The sequence below is a fragment of the Spirosoma daeguense genome (genome assembly GCF_054776875.1).
The window spans coordinates 363954-380666 of record NZ_BAAHBF010000002.1; the positions used below are offsets into that span (position 1 = coordinate 363954).

Below are 16713 nucleotides of genomic sequence, written 5' to 3' on the forward strand. Positions count from 1 at the left end.
CATCCGGCAGAATATCTGACGTTAATTATTCACTCATTCTATCATTTAATCATTATTTAAGCGTCAGTAAATATCCAATGGTGAAATTGGCATCCCAGTCGAAAACGAACTGATTACAGTTCGTTGCATCGGCAATGGCTTTGTAGATGTTCAGGCCGGCTTTCGACTTGGCATTTTCCAGTTTATAGGCAGAAGGCGCATCAAGAACCGTATAGCGTTCTTTGCCTTTCCGAACCGCTTTAGCCAGTTCAAACGGTACACCGCCAATGATAAAGCAGGTCTGTCGCTTGTCGGATGGAACTTGTTTGGCTTTGGCCGCTACCTCTGATGTAACTGTCGCATCGCTGGTGCCTTCCTGAAAATATTTAGCACCATAAGTTTCCAGAGCTTTGGTAGAACCGCCTGTTTTCCAGGAGATTTTGGTGTTGCCTGAGCCAATGTCCGTAACAAACGAGTTGTCTGCATATTCGGTTGGTAGAACCGAACGTAGCGCCAGCGTACCTTCCTGTTCAGGCGTAACCGTATTCACGAAGTAATTCAATGATTTCAACGCTTTAACGATTTTTTGTGTGCCTTCGGCTTTTACCGCGCCCGAACTCACTACAAAGTGAATGTTACGTCCGCTCACACCGAAATCGAGCATTTTGCCGATGTAACTTTTCAAACCCATCCGAACGTCATCGTCGGTAGCCATATTTTCCAGTACCAGGCTGTTGCCGAATTCAGCTTTTTCGAGTTTCCAGCGTTTCTGGTCATCAATACGAACAACGAATGAGTTGAAACCACTGGCTCCTAACTCTACTACGCCTTTCAGAACACCATTTTGCGGTTCGGGAGCCGTATAGGTAAACGCTTTTTGTGGCTGACTACTAGTCGCTTCGTCCGACGAGCTACCATCCGAAGCCTGAGATTCTTCTACAGTTTTTTCGGCTGTTTCATTGTCAGCACGAGGCATGGTTTGCGATTCTGAATATTCCTTGTCTTTAGGCTGAAGTTTCTTCAGAGCATCATTGCCGCCAAAATAACGGAAGGCGAAAAAAATACCGGCAAGGATCAGGGCCGTAATGAGCAGCCGACCGGCTACAGTTAAACGTTGCATATTTTTAAAGGATGAAAGAGTGAAAGGGCAAATTTAAAGAGCGAAAGAGCGAAAGAGTGGAATTTCGATAGTCAAGTTGGTGCATGGATTTTTCGCTCTTTCGCTCTTTAATCAAGTAAATTCTTATATCCGGCGTCCTTTTGCGGGGCTGGGCCAAGGTTAACAGGCTGAGCAGGAGCGTCTAATTGGACCATCTTGAACTCACCCTTGTTGTAGGCATCCAGCAACGCTTCGCCCTTGTCAGACAGAATGCCGTTCTGAATGTCGACACCGTTGATGAAGTCCATCGACAGGTCCATCGCCCGTTTCATCTCACCAAGTTTCTGGCTCATATCGTCCTGAATGTATTCCATCGACTGATCGAAGTAAAACTTCTTGTCAGGATCGCCCTTGAATATGCTCACCGCCGTTTTCAGTGCGTTAGAGCTTTCTTTGACAATCTGATATTCTGTTTCTTTCAGGCGAACCTTGATTTCAGTTTCCTTGATAATATAATCGGCGCTCTGGTTCACTTTTTCCATGAATGCCAGTACCTGCTTCATGTTACGTTGCAGAGGCAATAGCTTTTCGTTCATTTCCTGCAAACCGGCTCCTTCGATGGTGGCCAATTGAGCAGCTTCACGCATGCCCGGCTTCTCAATCATCGAATTAGCTTTATTGGCTTCGGCGAATTTCTGCTTGATGGACTCATTATTTTCGTTGATACGTTTATTGAGTTTCACCTGCTGGCCCGCCAACGTATTGATTTGGGCCTGCATTTTTTCGCGCTTATCCCGCAAATCCTGAATGTAGATTTTCATGATAGCGATGGGATTTAGTTGAATAACCGTACCCGTCAGGCTACGCATCAGTGATTTGAACAGGAAAAACACCGCCGTCCGTACGTCTTTGCTCGTGAAGAGGAAAATCAATACGCCCAGCGCGCCCAATAGCAGCGATAGTTCGAGTATATTCGACGTAGCACGAATCAGAAATTCGAGAATTGCATTAAGGTGCCAGAGTCCGTAACCAGCGATACCCGCCAGTGTAATCATACCCAAAACACCTTCGGGGCGGCTCCAGAACGACTTTTTTTCGGGATCTGAACCACCACCAAGTTGAGAAAAATCAGGAGTTGCCATGTTTAAATAGTGAAAGAGTGAAACAGCCAAAGAGTGAAGGAGTAAATAGCTAATGCCGGACGGTTTTCGCTCTTGCACTCAATCGCTCTTTCGCTCATTATTTTAAATACTGTGTCAAGTTAGCGATGTCGCCCTTAATCTGGTCGGTAAAGTGCGCGAACGTCGTTTCGTAATTTTGTCGGTTTTGGGTGAGTTTGCCACTTTGATCCTTAATCTCACCATCGATGCTCGCTAACCGACTGGTATTGGCATCGATTTTCTTTTGTATCTCAACCAACTGTTTGGCCAGATTTTCATTTTCCGACTGAAGCCGTTTCTGTTCATTTTGCAACCCACCTACACGCTCATTGAGGGCTGCTTCTACGCTTTTGCCGAATGCGTCGCGGTCTTTGTTGAGTGCTGCAATATAACCATTTGCCGTATTGGTCAGCGTTGCTACGTCGCTACTACCGCCCAACGCTTTGAAACTAGCCCAGGCGGCCTGATATTGTTTATCTTCTGGCAATCCCAGATTGGCCAGACTACGTAACGCTTCCCGAAATTCAAAATAATCGGGACCCGGCGGATTGTTCTGCGCGAGCACAGAGGCAAAGTGTTCGGCAAATTTTTGGTCGATTGTGCCAGTCGTTTCGGTCGTTTTAGGGGCAACTGGCGTTGGTTCCGATGGTGTCGTTACAGGCCGGGGTGTAGCTGGCGCTGCTGCTGGCGTGGTACCGGTTGCCACGCCCGGTTCTTCTTCTTTTATGAAGAATCCCAGGATTTTACGGCCGATTGATTTGTCTGTTTCTGGCATATATAGTCTGTCATTTGGTGAAAGACGTAGCAATGTTACAAGGTTCGGTTCAATCCCGCAATACTGGATTAGGCCGAACGGTTACGGGCATACGGAAAAGGTCGTAGAGCGGGCCGAATGTAAGACATACTAAACCCGAAATGGCTATTGTTCGCCTTTAAGTTTATCGGCCATTCGCTCGCGAAATAGGTCTATTTTGGGTTTTGAGACTAGTTTTATGTACAGATTATATGGATTGTTCTGATAATAATCCTGATGATAAACCTCGGCTGGATAGAATGCCTCAAACGGTACAACCTGCGTTAATACGTTGCCCTGATGATGCCCCGAGGCAGTTTCGCGTTTAATGGCCGCTTCGATACGTGCTTTCTCATCGGGTGTTCGGTAGAAAACGGCCGAGCGATAATGTTTTCCCCGATCAGGTCCTTGCCGATTTAATTGCGTAGCGTCGTGGCCTGCAAAAAAAGCATCCATTAATACATCATAAGAAATCACTTTCGGATCATAATATACCTGCACCGATTCAGCATGGCCAGTCTGATCGGTGCCAACCTGTTCGTAGGTCGGGTATTCCAGATCGCCACCGGAGTAGCCTGATAGGACAACCCGAACGCCTTTCAACGATTTCATTTCTTCCTGCACGGCCCAGAAACAGCCACCTGCTACGGTTGCAACGGCTTCGCCAGAACGTAGAGCGGGTAGTTTGGCTGGGTTAATATCAATACCAGTCGCTTTTTTTTCGGTGGGCTGTTGATTGCAACGTAGCGTCAGACAGGCAACCAGAAGAAACACAAAACCAGTAAAGGCACTCTTCATAGCGACTATTTTCGGGAAACTACTCAATAAGAACGTAACGCAAAATAGCATGTTGGGGTTATAAATCTGTCAATTCTACGAAGACAGCTTACCTTTGCAGTCAGACGAACACTGATTATCGACCTATGACGCTGACCACATTAGGACTCGAACTGCCGACTGATCCACGCTGGGTCAACATTGCTGAAATGAATATTGGTGAAATTTTGATCGACCATGCGTGGTGCGAGCAAAAAGCGGCTTCGTCCTGCATTTCGCTGATTGTTATGTATACCGATAAAGCAAAATTGGTGGATGTGTTGACTCCTATTGTTGCCGAAGAATGGGGCCATTTTCAGCGAGTACTCAAAGAACTCAAGAAACGTAGTATTCCGCTGGGCCGACAACGGAAAGACGACTATGTGAACAAACTACGCTCTCGGTTACGTAGGCCTATCGCAGATCAGAATGAGCAGATGATGGATAACCTATTAATTAACGCCCTTATCGAAGCCCGGAGTTGCGAACGGTTCAAACTTCTGTCAGAACATATTGCTGATGAAAGCTTGCAGAAGTTTTATCGTGAATTAATGGTTTCGGAAGCTGGTCACTACCGTACTTTCATTGAACTGGCCGAAACCTACTTACCCGCCGAGCGTGTCCGCGAACGCTGGAAAGAATTTCTGGCCGTTGAGGCCGACATCATGGCGAATCTCGAAGTTCGTGGCGACCGGATGCACTGATTATTTTTACAAGATTGACAGGATGATTTCAGGCTAACATAAATCAATCCTGTCAAAAAACTTATTTATACTGCTGCCAGGCATTTTTGAGGAAATCAGTTAGTTGGTCAACTAAAGAGGTCGGGCTAAGCACTTTTACACCATTGCCCAGACGTGCCAGTTCATAAACCAGCTCTTTGTTGACAATGATGGACAATTTAACCCGAAACTCGCTTTCGGTGTCGATCAGAATGTCCTCTTCACGAAATGGATAAAACGGTTGCGCTTTGAAATGTAATCCCTGCTGACGGGTAAACGATAACACTATGTCTTCGGGCGGATTGTCATACGCAGCTATACCCAACGTTTGATGAAAATAGATAGCGGCATCAAATGGCGGAGCGTCAAAGAAGTCGTCTGTTACGTATAGCGAACCAGCTACAATTCGATCAAGCCCAAAAACACGTACCGCCTGATAGTTGAGTTGCCAACCCACTACGTACCATCGGTTACGATGCTCCTTGATAACATAAGGCAACAGTACGTGCGATTTGGTAGTCTCCGTATCAAATCGCACATGATCGAATCGCACAATACATTGATTGTGAATAGCGCCGAGCAATACATCCACGTATTCATTCCCTTTTACAAACGGCACCGATTCAAAAAGTACATATCGCCCGAAATCGTCGTTAACGTTTGTTCTAAACCGCACAGCCTTATCGATTTTATCGACCGTGCCCCTTAAATCGGCAAACAAGCTAATATGTTGAAATTGATTCAACGTAGCAACGGCTGTGTGTAGGGCTGTCAGATCTTTATCGGTCAACGTAACAGATGCCGCCAGATTAAACGGATGGGTATAATAATAGCCTTTGGGCTTACGGCTGTATTCAATGGGAGCCTCATAAACATCTTTCAGATAAGCGATATCCTGCTTGATAGTCGACTGCGCTACGTCGCACAAGTGAGCTAACTCTTTGGTTGTGGCAGGGCGATTGTTCCAGCGATTCAGACGGCTATTGATGGCGTGTAAACGATCTTCACGATTTTTTACAATGGGCATAGTAACAACTAGATGTGGAAATTTTTGCAGAAAAAGTAAATAAACGGCTTACCGGATATATAGGCTATACGGTGCCAAATCTACTTTTGAGCCGTTCGCGAAATACAGGAAAAGTAACGAGTAAAAAAGTTGATTTTTTTCATTCACCTTTCACTATCTACACAGATAAAGAGATATGAAAACTAAATTCAATACCTGCCAACTGCTAGTAGGTGAACTTTCAATTCCTTGCATCTACGATTTCAATTCCTATTTTTCGTATCTTTGTAAAGAACTGATAGGTGTATCTGTTACCAGAACTCATAACTACTTGGGGGTTGCCAGTATTGGCACGGGGGCAGATGGATCTATCAGTTTTTTTGTTGCCCAATCAGTAAGTCAAACGGTTTCATTTTTTCAAGGCGTAGCTGAGTATTTTTCCCATCATACTGCTTTTCATCGTCATACAAATCCAAGACCGACGAAACGCAAGGTTCTACTGCTTCCCAAAACCGAATTTCTCCTTTTAATAAATACCGATGAAGCGCCCAAAGTAAATAATCGACAACGCTTAATTCCGGCATTTTGCTACTCTGCTCGACTGTACAGGAATACCTTATTTTCTGTTGAATTCCCAATTTACCGTTATCGGCTTGAATGGCTTTGTCAATGGCTGTTACTAACTGCTTTTGAGTCGTTTTGGGTTTGTGGGCCAAATAAATATTCTGCTCAGTTTCTTCCTGTAATTTTTCCTGTAGTAAATGGGCAACTAAGTCGAAATAGAACTCAACTGAATTGTTATTGTGCTTCCGGTTAAAGATGTCCAAGTCTTTACGACCTATAACTGCGTGAAATCTGAGATCGTCGTAAGAGCGAATTAGTTTGAAAAATTCGGCACGTACTTCTGGATGATCATTACGTGCATGAAAAAACCAATTTGGTTCCTTGACCGATGGAATACTTCGATAAAGCGTGTCTGATAGGATTTGTTGTTGGAGTGTAATCACAGCTTCACGGAGTCGTTTCCGATTGGAAGTTTCTACCAAGCCTAAAATAAGCAGAGGCTGAAACCCTTCGGTTCCTACCAAAAGCCGTTTGCGCTTACCGTAAAACTCCGAATCTCCTGACTCGTCTATGAAAAAATATCGCTCTAACATCTACTCTAAATGTTAATAAAAGAGGTTCCCAGCGGTACGATTACTGTCGAAGAAAACCCTATAATTTCAATTCCGTGCTAGGAACCCCAGTCAAAAATAATAGATTTGCTCAAATAAATCTCTATACGGTAATTTTTATGAGAATCCACCTAAAACTCACACCAAACAAAACTATTGTTCCATTTGACCATTTACCAACGATAGTTGGGGCGATTCACAAGTGGTTGGGAATAAATCAATTACATGATATGCCATCGTTGTACTCTTTCTCTTGGCTATTAGGTGGGAAAGGTAACGAGCGTGGCCTGAATTTTCCAAAAGGAGCTTCATTCTTCATTAGTTCGTTTGATGATGACCTAATTAGAAAATTAATAAGAGGTATCCAACAAGACCCTACTATTAACTTTGGTCTAGTAGTTCAAGATGTCATATTACAGGAAACACCGGACTTTGGTCCACAAGCTTATTTCAGAGTGGCTAGTCCTGTTCTTGCTAAACGGAAAGTTGGTGATGAAGAAAAACATTACCTATATAATGAAGCAGAGACAGATGATCTCTTAACACAAACGCTCCAGACAAAACTAAAAGAAGCAGGATTACCAAATGAAGACGTTTACGTGCGATTTGATCGAGGCTATCCATTTGCCAAGACCAAAAAGGTTAATTATAAGCGAATAGGTAATAAAGCTTCTCTGTGCCCTGTCATTGTAGAAGGCTCGCCTGAACAGGTAGCGTTTGCCTGGAATGTTGGAATTGGTAACTCAACAGGTATTGGTTTTGGCGCTTTAATCTAAGCTATATGGAAACTCTGTTTACCGTAAAATATTCTGGGCCATTTGGGTTCATCAAACCTTGGACTGCTGTTCGAGATAGCGAAACATTCAGCCAACAATTTCTAACACCCTCTATTATAGAAGGCATTGAGAAAAAGTTGTTTCCAGAGCTACTTAATGAACGTGGTATCAAAAAAATTACTCGCCATCGATTGAATTATCTGGCAATCGATTTACAGCAAGAGAAAACATGGGCCAAAGGTGGGTTCGGCGCGTACAAGGATAAAAACACCTATAAGACCAATATGGCCATTATCAAGCGTGGGGTGATGGTTGAACCTAATCTCTATCTGGCTTTCAGTCAAGAAAAAGATGCACTAATTGCTTTAGAGCAACATATATGTCTATGCCGTAATGAAGACCTCCTTTTTCCAGAGGAATTGATAAAGCTTGATGAAACGCAATTCGATGACATTGAAGGGTTTGAGCTTCATATCGGTGCATCAGATAGTAGTTTCAAAGTAGGCTATAATCGATTTGATGAAGCTGAAGCTATGTTTGGCCAACTGAAAATTTACCATAATCCTATCCGCCAACCTATTTCATTATGAACAGCTTAGATACAATCCTGGCTAAAAGTAAAAGCTATGGTGGAACGACATTATTAGATCATACACGCCATGTTGCGGAAGCTATTAATGTCTTTGCCAGAGAGTGGGGGGGAACTTGGGGATTCGACAGTCAACTTGCCTGGAAAGCGGCTGCCTTACATGATTTAGGCAAAGCACATCCTAAGTTTCAACAGCAGATTGCCGAAGCTAATGCAAAAACCTTGCGGTCTGCTATGCAGGACGATTACGCCCATCGGCATGAATTATCATCACTCGGTTTTCTACCTATTTTCCCTAAAGAGGAATGGAATGCACTTATTGACATGGTGGTTGCTCACCATAAACCAATCGAAAATGATAAGCGAGGAAGAGGTATTGTCGATTTGGACGAGAATGACCGCTACTTTATCAAAAATCATTTAAAAGATTGGGATAATTGGTCACCATATGGATTGGCCATTTTAGAAAAATTCGGCATAGTAACGCGACCGATTTCTCAAAGTGAAGCCCGTGAAGCATTAGAATACGCGGTTGAATATTGCCGAAATCTTGAGGGTGGTTGGTCACCATTGAGAGGCCTTTTGCAATCGGCTGACCATTTTGCATCTGCTTTTGTCGATAAGACAAGCCACCAATTAACAGGCTTATTTCGTCCACCAAATATTAGCTTCTATCATAATCCAGACAGAAAAAGCTGGTTATATCCTCTCTCTGAAACTTCTGTTGAGGACCCGCGCCCACACACATTAGTGGTTGCACCTACAGGAGCAGGCAAGACGGATTTCTTGGTCAGACGTTGCGTAGGTCGGTTTTTCTACACACTGCCTTATCAGGCTTCTATCAATGCTATGTATGACCGAATGAAAAATACTGTACCTGATGCAGACATTCGGGTTATGCACGCTACGTCAAAAATCTTGGTGAAAGGAGATGAAGAAGCACAAACCCTACAGCCCTTTGCCGGAGCTTCTGTTAAAGTACTTACACCGCATCAAATTGCTTCCATCATTTTCGGGACCGCGGGTTTTGAATCGGTTATGCTTGACTTGCAAGGGTGTGATGTGATCCTCGATGAAATTCATACCTACACGGACATATCGCGGGCAATGGTGTTGGAGATTGTTAAAACATTAGTCCGTCTCAACTGCCGAATACATGTCGGTACGGCCACTATGCCGACTATTCTATACAACGAAATCTTGCGTCTATTAGGTGGCCCGGAACAAGTTTATGAAGTGACACTTCCGGATGATGTGTTGGATACGTTCGATCGGCACATTGTCCATAAAGTTAAAGACGTTGAGCAAATTGAATCCATTTTAGAAAAGGCATTTGAGCAAGGCGACAAAGTACTGCTTATCTATAATACCATTAAGAAAGCACAGGAAGCCTACAAATGGTGCCAAGAGCGATTCGCGGACATTCCTAAAATGCTCATTCATAGTCGGTTCAGGCGAGGTGACCGTATTAAATTAGAAAAGCAGTTAAAAGAGGAATTTAACGGTGATGATCCTCAATTCCAGGGTGGCCAAAAACCTTGTTTGGTTGTTTCAACGCAGGTAGTAGAAGTAAGTCTGGATATAAGCTTTGATAGAATGATAACGGAAGCAGCACCGCTAGACGCTCTCATTCAACGGTTTGGCCGGATTAATCGCAAGCGAAATGAGCAAACGATTGGTACATACAAACCAGTACATGTGCTGAAGCCTGAAGGGAAATGTTTGCCTTACAATAAAGCAATCGTTGAAGCTAGTTATGAGCAATTACCTGATCAGGAAATATTGTCTGAACAAACACTACAGAAACGGATTGATTTGGTTTACACAACTATTGACACCCGCGAAATAGATATTCATCTAATTCAAGTTGAAGAAGAGTTTTTGCTTAAAACGCTGTGTAATCGTCCCAAATCAGTGCTGATAGATGCGCTTGAAATAGAAGCGGCTACTTGTATTTTGGAGGAAGACAAAGCTCGCTATGAAACTGCCTACTGGGAAGAACGTATTGGCCTAGAAATTCCAATTAGCTGGCGAGTAATTGCACCGCACTATAAACAATACGAACAGCTTGAAATAGGCTCTTATCCATTTGTAGTTCCTCAGAATTTGGTCGCTTATCAGACCTACGGCTTACAGTTAGTTGAACCCGATAATTTTCTATAAGCAACTATGTATACAAGCTATATTGGCAAAAAACTATTAACGCTTTATAATCAGCGAAATAATAATAACCTCTCGGCTAAGAACTTCTTTGATGAAGTTGTGTTTCCGTTGTTTTTCAATGACGAGCGACATTTACTGCACGCGAATAATTCACCGTTTTTTCAAAAGCCCACACCGTCAGCTATTGAAAAGGCAGGTTCGAAATCATTAGCTCAGCTCTACAAATTACATGACGACATTGCCAATCAGCCACCTAATATGGCAACGTTTGTCGGGTACGCAGCCAAAGATTTACAAGGAACTACATCCGGCCAACTGACTTCACTTGATTGTAAAATAGATGCTGAGGAAATGTATGCTTCCTGGATCGGAGAGGCATTGGCTATGGGAATTAGCGGTGGACTGGCATTGCTGATTGATGAAGACGATGTTTTATGGACGCTTTACGGTGGCTGGGAGCGGTATCGAAAGTATTTAAAGCAAACCCCAAACGTCAAGGACAAGCAGATTCAAACTTGGAATGGACATTGGCTATGTTATTTATACGGGCTCAATAGAGAAGTTAGTCCTAGAGATATGCCAAGCTTAAACCCTAAAGAGCAGTTAGGACAATTGGCTATTCCCACACAAGATTGGGTGAAAGTTGTATTTGCGCTTGCTCGAAAGTTTCCAAAGAAGGTATTAACGGCTTACTGTTACAATTTTTCGCAGACAAATACGACCGTTGGTTTCGTGAATTTATATCTGCCAGATGTACGAAAACTAATTGATTTTAAGACAGCCGTCTTTCAATATTTCGATGATGAGACAATTCGCGATAAAGAATTAGAAACGCTTTACGATACGTACTACTCCTTTAAGAATGCTTATAGTAAACTAGGGAGTATTGGTTTACGTGCTCTTGAGCCTGATAAGCTCCGGGAATATATGCCCTATCCGTATGGGCGAGGAGACGATTTTAAATTCAAAGACACCAATTCTTATGTTCAATATCAACTTTTTAAATCCTGGATCTATGCCATGTTAAGTAATAAAGCAGAACTAAACCGCCTAGCTGAACAAGTCGCTACCGTCCTTCTTGAATTTGAAGGAAAAAATAAAGAAAATAGCCGTGGGACAACTGGAATAAGTCAGTTGAGCAAGACACTTCAGGAGTCAAAAAGCTACAACAAATTTGTAGAGAATATGACCGCAATAATTGAAAAAGATAGTACTACAGGTGCTCTTTTTAAGGAAGTGAAGGATACTGTATTGCCTGTTCCGTCTGATCTATTCCCCCTCTTTATTACACTCATCCGCTTCGAGTACCAATACCAGAAATCTGTTCAACCAAAATCCTAAATAAACTAATGGAACCATTCATTTATATCCGTGGCTTACGCCATGCGGAACACACCGTTTTTGCCGTTCAAGATGGTCAGAAGTATTATCGGGATACTCAATTCGGTCGTGATATGGCCTATTCAAGTGGTCAACAAGTGAAGCGATCAATCATTGATACGTTGACATCAACCATGAACGTACCGTTTGCAGCTATTACGTTCAACTGGGAAATTGACAAGAAAAATAACAAGGCTAATCAGAAAGAGCCGCACTCGCCATGCGATCCAACCTATCCTGACCAACTGCTAGGTGGTTATATGAAAGCTGAAAGCGACAATTTCACGGTTAAGCGCCGGAGTCCGCTTTCAATTTCAGCCATGCGCCCTTTACATCCTTTACTTGGCGGCATCGAAACCCCGAAAGAAAACTTAACATTTGACAGAACGTCACACCCAAATCATCATAAGGTCAATGTCTTTTGGCTAGACGGTAATAAGCGAGGTGATAAACTTACGGATGAAGAACTTGAAGAGTGGCTTAATAAGCGGAAACGTAATTTACCTAACCGGGCTTTTATTCAAGACCAAACTCGTGCTTCCGGCTTATTTGTGTATGACGTAGCTATTGATTTACGAACGTTATTTTGTGTTTCAACGAATCGTCTAGAGCCAGAATTATTTCATGAAACAGAGCAGAAATTACGTGATAATGGCTGGATAGAAGGTAAAAACGTTTTTGGTAATTGTCTTATCTGCCCGAAGGAACAGCGCGATAAAATCATTCCTGCTTTGGCTTATGCTTTGCTGAATTGGCGTATCACTAGCAACCAAGCTCGAACGTTTAGCTTAATGGAGACTTTAGCAGCGGCAGTGAGCACAAACGCGAATCAAATTGCTTATGCTATTCGAGGTGAGTTGCGGGAAGATACTGATCGTCCCACAGCTACGCCGAAAATTGATGAAACAAGCAAAGCAAACATTTTTGTAACACCATCGTGCTCAGGCTACGTTAGAGGTTCCGTTGGATCAGCGGATGCACTGGACAACGCCGAAGCTCAGTTGGTTGCAATGATGAGTGCCTTTGATTACGAAAACCAATAAGAAAGGCCTTCGGGCCTTTTTACTTGTATTATGACCATCACCGGTACGTATATCAAATACTACAAAGTCTGCCATCGGAAAACGTGGCTGTTTCATCACAAAATTGAGATGGAGCATACGTCCGAATTGGTGGCAGAAGGCTCGTTTATCGGCGAAAAGTCATATCCGCAACGGGCCGAACGATACCGCGAAATCCTGATTGATGGTTCCAAAATCGACTTTTACGATCCGGTTGACAAGGTCGTACATGAGATAAAGAAGTCGGACAAGCTGGAACATTCGCACGTAGCACAGGTGCAGTTTTATCTGTATCTGCTCCGACGTAACGGCATTGACGGCGCTACGGGGCTGATCGAGTATCCCAAACTTCGCCAGACCCAAACCGTTACGCTGGCTGATGAAGACGTAGCGACAGTAGAAGGCTGGGTACGTGATATTGAACGTATTGTCGATGAAGAGCGATGCCCTGAACGTATCGCCAAAAGCAAATGCCGGTCGTGTAGTTATTTTGATTTTTGCTACGTAGAAGAAGAGATTTTTTGACAGGATTAGCATGATTACTTTTTCCTACAGGAAGTCGTATCAGGAAAAATCTTGTGAATCCTGTCAAAAAAATGCATGTCAATTTAACCCATCAAATCATCGCAGCCGCCTACGGCGTTCACAACACGCTTGGTCCCGGTTTTCTGGAAAAGGTTTATGAGAATGTACTCTTTATTGAGTTGCTGAATCGGAGAATTTCGGTGGTTCAGCAAGTAAGCGTACCTGTATTTTACCAGCAAGTTCAGGTGGATGATTATATGGCGGATATGCACGTTGAAGAGACGGTGTTGATTGAACTTAAAGCCGTAGAAATATTACATCCAAAACATGAAGCCCAATTGGTCAATTACTTAACAGCCACAGAACTGGATATTGGCTTGCTGATCAATTTCGGGAGTAGGGTAACGATTAGGCGGAAATACCGAACGTATAGGAAATAATTTTCTGACAGGATTTACATGATCAACATGATTTTCTGCTCAAAAATAATCCTGTCAATCCTGTCAGAAAAAATATGAAACAGACTAAATACCTGATGAATCCGGGGCGACTGAGCCGACAGGACAATACGTTAAAATTTACGCCCGTCGATGAAAACGGCAACGAAGGTCAACCGCGTTTTTTGCCAGTCGAACAGGTGTCTGATCTGTATATTTTCGGGAGCTTGGATGCCAATTCTGCGCTCTATAATTTTCTCGGAAAAGAAGGAATTGCCGTTCACTTTTTTGACTATTACGAACATTATACCGGGTCGTTTATGCCGCGCGAGTATTTGCTGGCGGGTAAAATGCAGGTCGAGCAAACGAAGCACTACATAGCGGCTAAAAAACGGATCGTTATCGCGCGAGCTTTTGTGGCAGGTGCCGCCACCAATATTTTGCGGGTACTAAAATACTACGATAACCGAAAGGCAAATTGTTTGTCTGATTCCATCGCCACCGTCGAACGGCTGTTAGCATCGGTACACACAGCCCCAGATGTACCTACACTAATGGGCATTGAAGGCAATATTCGACAGACGTATTACGACTGTTTTGATGCTATTCTGGGCGAAACTTTCTGCCTGGATGGACGAAGCAAACGCCCTCCACAAAACGAACTGAATGCCATGATTTCGCTGGGTAATATGCTTTGTTATGCAGCTTGTTTGAGTATGATTTACCATACCCAGCTAAACCCAACCATTAGTTTTCTACACGAGCCGGGTGCTCGTCGATACTCGCTGGCACTTGACATGGCCGAGGTTTTCAAGCCAATTCTGATCGACCGACTTATATTTCGGATGGTCAACAAACGCCAGTTACAACCGTCAGATTTTCGGATGGAAGTAGGTGGTTGTGTGATGAAGGAGTCGGCCCGGAAACGATTCTTGCAGGAGTTCGACGAGTCGCTGAAAGAAACTATCAAACACCGGTCGCTGGGACGTAGCGTGAGCTACAGGCACCTCATCAAGTTGGAGTGCTACAAACTCCAGAAACACTTGCTGGGTATTGATGAATACAAACCGTTTAAAGCGTGGTGGTAAAACTAATTGTGGTTGAGCGAATATAGGCTTGTGTCAGCTATTCACTCAATCACTCATTGACTTATGTATGTAATTTTAGTCTACGATATAGGGCAGAAGCGGGTCGGGAAGATGTTAAAACTTTGCCGACGGTATATGAATTGGATTCAGAATTCGGTTTTTGAGGGCGAACTGACGGAGGTGCAGTTGAAGGAATTGCTGTACGAAGCCAACCGAATCATGAAAAATGACGAAGACAGCCTGATTCTATTCAAAAACCGCGACAAAAAATGGCTCGACAAGCAAATAGTGGGTGTCGAGCGTCAATCGACCGACGATTTTTTGTGACGTCTTTGTCGTCAATCGGTTAAAAATGTTCTTTGTTCTGTTGTAATAGCTAAGGTGAATTGTTGAGTAATCGGCCTAAGTTGCTAATAGTGAGCGCATCGTCGATCAGCGAGTATTTTCGTACCATCTAAGATCGACGATGCTTTGACTGACTATCACAATGCAAAACGTATGGTTATGCCTTACAAAGCCCCTTTTTTACCTTTGAATTCAAGCCTTTTAATCGTACCGTATTGGAATTGAAATGGAAGAACACTGTTATCGTTATTTTTTCGAGTGGACTTTTAATCGTACCGTATTGGAATTGAAATGACGCGGGGCTAAAACCTCTATAGATGAAGGATTCGCTTTTAATCGTACCGTATTGGAATTGAAATCGGATGGGCGGAAGTGTTCTTCAGTCCTGAATCGGGCTTTTAATCGTACCGTATTGGAATTGAAATCAAATAACACCATTACACAATGGTATAAAGCGAAACCTTTTAATCGTACCGTATTGGAATTGAAATGGCGATTACGCTTTCGAGTCGCTTCCGCCGTTGGCTTTTAATCGTACCGTATTGGAATTGAAATATCAATTAGACGATACGTTACGGCCATGCGTGGACACTTTTAATCGTACCGTATTGGAATTGAAATGATTCGGGTAGAGGTAAATAGTAAACGCTAATCCAACTTTTAATCGTACCGTATTGGAATTGAAATAAAACAGGTAATTAAACGGTAGCTATGGCAGACGCTTTTAATCGTACCGTATTGGAATTGAAATGAGAGCAGTACGCGGTAGCACATTAATTGAGCTATTCTTTTAATCGTACCGTATTGGAATTGAAATTTGTCGATGAAGATTAAAGTAATGTTTTGGCGACGGCTTTTAATCGTACCGTATTGGAATTGAAATCAAATCTCGACTAACCGCCATTAGTTCGGTACGAGCCTTTTAATCGTACCGTATTGGAATTGAAATTTTCGAAAATCAAAATATTGTCGGCTGGCATAGTTTCTTTTAATCGTACCGTATTGGAATTGAAATATTGGCATACGTGTAACACTACACATTGTCGAGCTCTTTTAATCGTACCGTATTGGAATTGAAATAAAGCCGCGTAATTAGACCGCCCGGTCAACTGAATACTTTTAATCGTACCGTATTGGAATTGAAATAACATCTTTATGATACCGAACGAACCACCTAGTCGTCTTTTAATCGTACCGTATTGGAATTGAAATGGTTTCCACTTTGGGAAGGAAAGTAGTGGGTGTGATCTTTTAATCGTACCGTATTGGAATTGAAATACGATCTCTCGGGCTTCTAAAAGGGATGAATCAAGACTTTTAATCGTACCGTATTGGAATTGAAATGAAACGTGGGGCAAACTGAAAGGGTTGGCGCTTCGGCTTTTAATCGTACCGTATTGGAATTGAAATTCCGCGATAAACAGGCGTCGGCATACTGGCCTACGTCTTTTAATCGTACCGTATTGGAATTGAAATCGCCTGAACTATTAGAGAATTTAAAAGAAACACATGCTTTTAATCGTACCGTATTGGAATTGAAATGTGCTCACCCAGCCTACCATCGGTACGGCCGTGCTGCTTTTAATCGTACCGTATTGG

At 43.0% G+C, this 16713-nt stretch carries 16 protein-coding genes and 1 CRISPR repeat array (1 of these 17 cut by a window edge); of the genes, 10 read left to right on the top strand and 6 right to left on the bottom strand.

All coding sequences use genetic code 11. The features are described 5' to 3' along the window. Nucleotides 1-52 precede the first annotated feature (52 nt). The 4 genes from ACYVD4_RS06415 to msrA all read right to left on the bottom strand — a co-directional run bounded on the left by ACYVD4_RS06415 (nt 53) and on the right by msrA (nt 3829). Nucleotides 53-1099 (bottom strand): hypothetical protein, encoded by a 1047-nt coding sequence (locus tag ACYVD4_RS06415; RefSeq protein ID WP_460943586.1) that lies wholly within the window; start codon nt 1097-1099, stop codon nt 53-55. A gap of 107 nt (nt 1100-1206) precedes the next feature. Then, nucleotides 1207-2220, bottom strand: a complete 1014-nt coding sequence (locus ACYVD4_RS06420; RefSeq protein WP_460943588.1) for a hypothetical protein — start codon at nt 2218-2220, stop codon at nt 1207-1209. 97 nt (nt 2221-2317) lie between these two features. Beyond that, a complete protein-coding gene (locus tag ACYVD4_RS06425; RefSeq protein ID WP_460943590.1) occupies nt 2318-3013 on the bottom strand; it encodes a hypothetical protein in 696 nt (231 codons plus the stop codon). Nucleotides 3014-3157: 144 nt separating this feature from the next. Continuing rightward, entirely contained in the window at nt 3158-3829 is a 672-nt protein-coding gene (gene msrA, locus ACYVD4_RS06430; protein ID WP_460943592.1) for a peptide-methionine (S)-S-oxide reductase MsrA, read from the bottom strand. A gap of 125 nt (nt 3830-3954) precedes the next feature. On the opposite strand from msrA, the gene ACYVD4_RS06435 reads away from it, so the two are divergent. Next, nucleotides 3955-4551 carry a MiaE family protein gene (locus ACYVD4_RS06435; protein WP_460943594.1) on the top strand — a complete coding sequence of 199 codons (597 nt, stop codon included), beginning with the start codon at nt 3955-3957 and terminating at the stop codon, nt 4549-4551. Between the two features lie 61 nt (nt 4552-4612). On the opposite strand, the gene ACYVD4_RS06440 is transcribed toward ACYVD4_RS06435, so the two are convergent. Both ACYVD4_RS06440 and ACYVD4_RS06445 read right to left on the bottom strand, forming a co-directional pair. Beyond that, entirely contained in the window at nt 4613-5596 is a 984-nt protein-coding gene (locus ACYVD4_RS06440) for a helix-turn-helix transcriptional regulator (RefSeq protein ID WP_460943596.1), read from the bottom strand. Nucleotides 5597-5946: 350 nt separating this feature from the next. Continuing rightward, nucleotides 5947-6732, bottom strand: a complete 786-nt coding sequence (locus ACYVD4_RS06445) for a DUF3800 domain-containing protein (protein ID WP_460943598.1) — start codon at nt 6730-6732, stop codon at nt 5947-5949. A 137-nt stretch (nt 6733-6869) separates the two neighbouring features. On the opposite strand from ACYVD4_RS06445, the gene cas6 reads away from it, so the two are divergent. From cas6 to cas2, 9 genes are all read left to right on the top strand, one after another. Next, a complete protein-coding gene (gene cas6, locus ACYVD4_RS06450; protein ID WP_460943600.1) occupies nt 6870-7526 on the top strand; it encodes a CRISPR-associated endoribonuclease Cas6 in 657 nt (218 codons plus the stop codon). 5 nt (nt 7527-7531) lie between these two features. Next, the gene (locus ACYVD4_RS06455; RefSeq protein ID WP_460943602.1) at nt 7532-8116 is read left to right on the top strand and encodes a hypothetical protein; all 585 of its coding nucleotides are present in this window, start codon (nt 7532-7534) and stop codon (nt 8114-8116) included. Further along, nucleotides 8113-10278, top strand: coding sequence for a CRISPR-associated helicase Cas3' (gene cas3, locus ACYVD4_RS06460; RefSeq protein ID WP_460943604.1), 2166 nt, complete (start codon nt 8113-8115; stop codon nt 10276-10278). The genes ACYVD4_RS06455 and cas3 overlap by 4 nt, the downstream gene beginning before the upstream one ends. Before the next feature lie 6 nt (nt 10279-10284). Then, the gene (locus tag ACYVD4_RS06465; RefSeq protein ID WP_460943606.1) at nt 10285-11619 is read left to right on the top strand and encodes a hypothetical protein; all 1335 of its coding nucleotides are present in this window, start codon (nt 10285-10287) and stop codon (nt 11617-11619) included. An 8-nt stretch (nt 11620-11627) separates the two neighbouring features. Further along, entirely contained in the window at nt 11628-12701 is a 1074-nt protein-coding gene (locus ACYVD4_RS06470; RefSeq protein ID WP_460943608.1) for a CRISPR-associated protein Cas7, read from the top strand. Nucleotides 12702-12731: 30 nt separating this feature from the next. Next, nucleotides 12732-13244, top strand: a complete 513-nt coding sequence (cas4, locus tag ACYVD4_RS06475; protein ID WP_460943610.1) for a CRISPR-associated protein Cas4 — start codon at nt 12732-12734, stop codon at nt 13242-13244. 71 nt (nt 13245-13315) lie between these two features. Further along, nucleotides 13316-13684: a GxxExxY protein gene (locus ACYVD4_RS06480; protein WP_460943612.1), complete on the top strand. Its 369-nt coding sequence runs from the start codon at nt 13316-13318 to the stop codon at nt 13682-13684. Nucleotides 13685-13758: 74 nt separating this feature from the next. Further along, the gene (cas1b, locus tag ACYVD4_RS06485; protein ID WP_460943614.1) at nt 13759-14769 is read left to right on the top strand and encodes a type I-B CRISPR-associated endonuclease Cas1b; all 1011 of its coding nucleotides are present in this window, start codon (nt 13759-13761) and stop codon (nt 14767-14769) included. 111 nt (nt 14770-14880) lie between these two features. Beyond that, on the top strand, nt 14881-15096 hold the full coding sequence (gene cas2 / locus ACYVD4_RS06490; protein ID WP_460944761.1) for a CRISPR-associated endonuclease Cas2: 216 nt from the start codon (nt 14881-14883) through the stop codon (nt 15094-15096). Nucleotides 15097-15312: 216 nt separating this feature from the next. Next, nucleotides 15313-16713: a CRISPR direct-repeat array (repeat unit 30 nt; unit sequence CTTTTAATCGTACCGTATTGGAATTGAAAT); it runs 536 nt beyond the window's last position.

Bases quoted from the DNA above. Each gene is read 5' to 3' on its own strand.
- ACYVD4_RS06415 (WP_460943586.1), bottom strand. From the start codon at position 1,099: ATGCAACGTTTAACTGTAGCCGGTCGGCTGCTCATTACGGCCCTGATC.
- ACYVD4_RS06420 (WP_460943588.1), bottom strand. From the start codon at position 2,220: ATGGCAACTCCTGATTTTTCTCAACTTGGTGGTGGTTCAGATCCCGAA.
- ACYVD4_RS06425 (WP_460943590.1), bottom strand. From the start codon at position 3,013: ATGCCAGAAACAGACAAATCAATCGGCCGTAAAATCCTGGGATTCTTC.
- msrA (WP_460943592.1), bottom strand. From the start codon at position 3,829: ATGAAGAGTGCCTTTACTGGTTTTGTGTTTCTTCTGGTTGCCTGTCTG.
- ACYVD4_RS06435 (WP_460943594.1), top strand. From the start codon at position 3,955: ATGACGCTGACCACATTAGGACTCGAACTGCCGACTGATCCACGCTGG.
- ACYVD4_RS06440 (WP_460943596.1), bottom strand. From the start codon at position 5,596: ATGCCCATTGTAAAAAATCGTGAAGATCGTTTACACGCCATCAATAGC.
- ACYVD4_RS06445 (WP_460943598.1), bottom strand. From the start codon at position 6,732: ATGTTAGAGCGATATTTTTTCATAGACGAGTCAGGAGATTCGGAGTTT.
- cas6 (WP_460943600.1), top strand. From the start codon at position 6,870: ATGAGAATCCACCTAAAACTCACACCAAACAAAACTATTGTTCCATTT.
- ACYVD4_RS06455 (WP_460943602.1), top strand. From the start codon at position 7,532: ATGGAAACTCTGTTTACCGTAAAATATTCTGGGCCATTTGGGTTCATC.
- cas3 (WP_460943604.1), top strand. From the start codon at position 8,113: ATGAACAGCTTAGATACAATCCTGGCTAAAAGTAAAAGCTATGGTGGA.
- ACYVD4_RS06465 (WP_460943606.1), top strand. From the start codon at position 10,285: ATGTATACAAGCTATATTGGCAAAAAACTATTAACGCTTTATAATCAG.
- ACYVD4_RS06470 (WP_460943608.1), top strand. From the start codon at position 11,628: ATGGAACCATTCATTTATATCCGTGGCTTACGCCATGCGGAACACACC.
- cas4 (WP_460943610.1), top strand. From the start codon at position 12,732: ATGACCATCACCGGTACGTATATCAAATACTACAAAGTCTGCCATCGG.
- ACYVD4_RS06480 (WP_460943612.1), top strand. From the start codon at position 13,316: ATGCATGTCAATTTAACCCATCAAATCATCGCAGCCGCCTACGGCGTT.
- cas1b (WP_460943614.1), top strand. From the start codon at position 13,759: ATGAAACAGACTAAATACCTGATGAATCCGGGGCGACTGAGCCGACAG.
- cas2 (WP_460944761.1), top strand. From the start codon at position 14,881: ATGTTAAAACTTTGCCGACGGTATATGAATTGGATTCAGAATTCGGTT.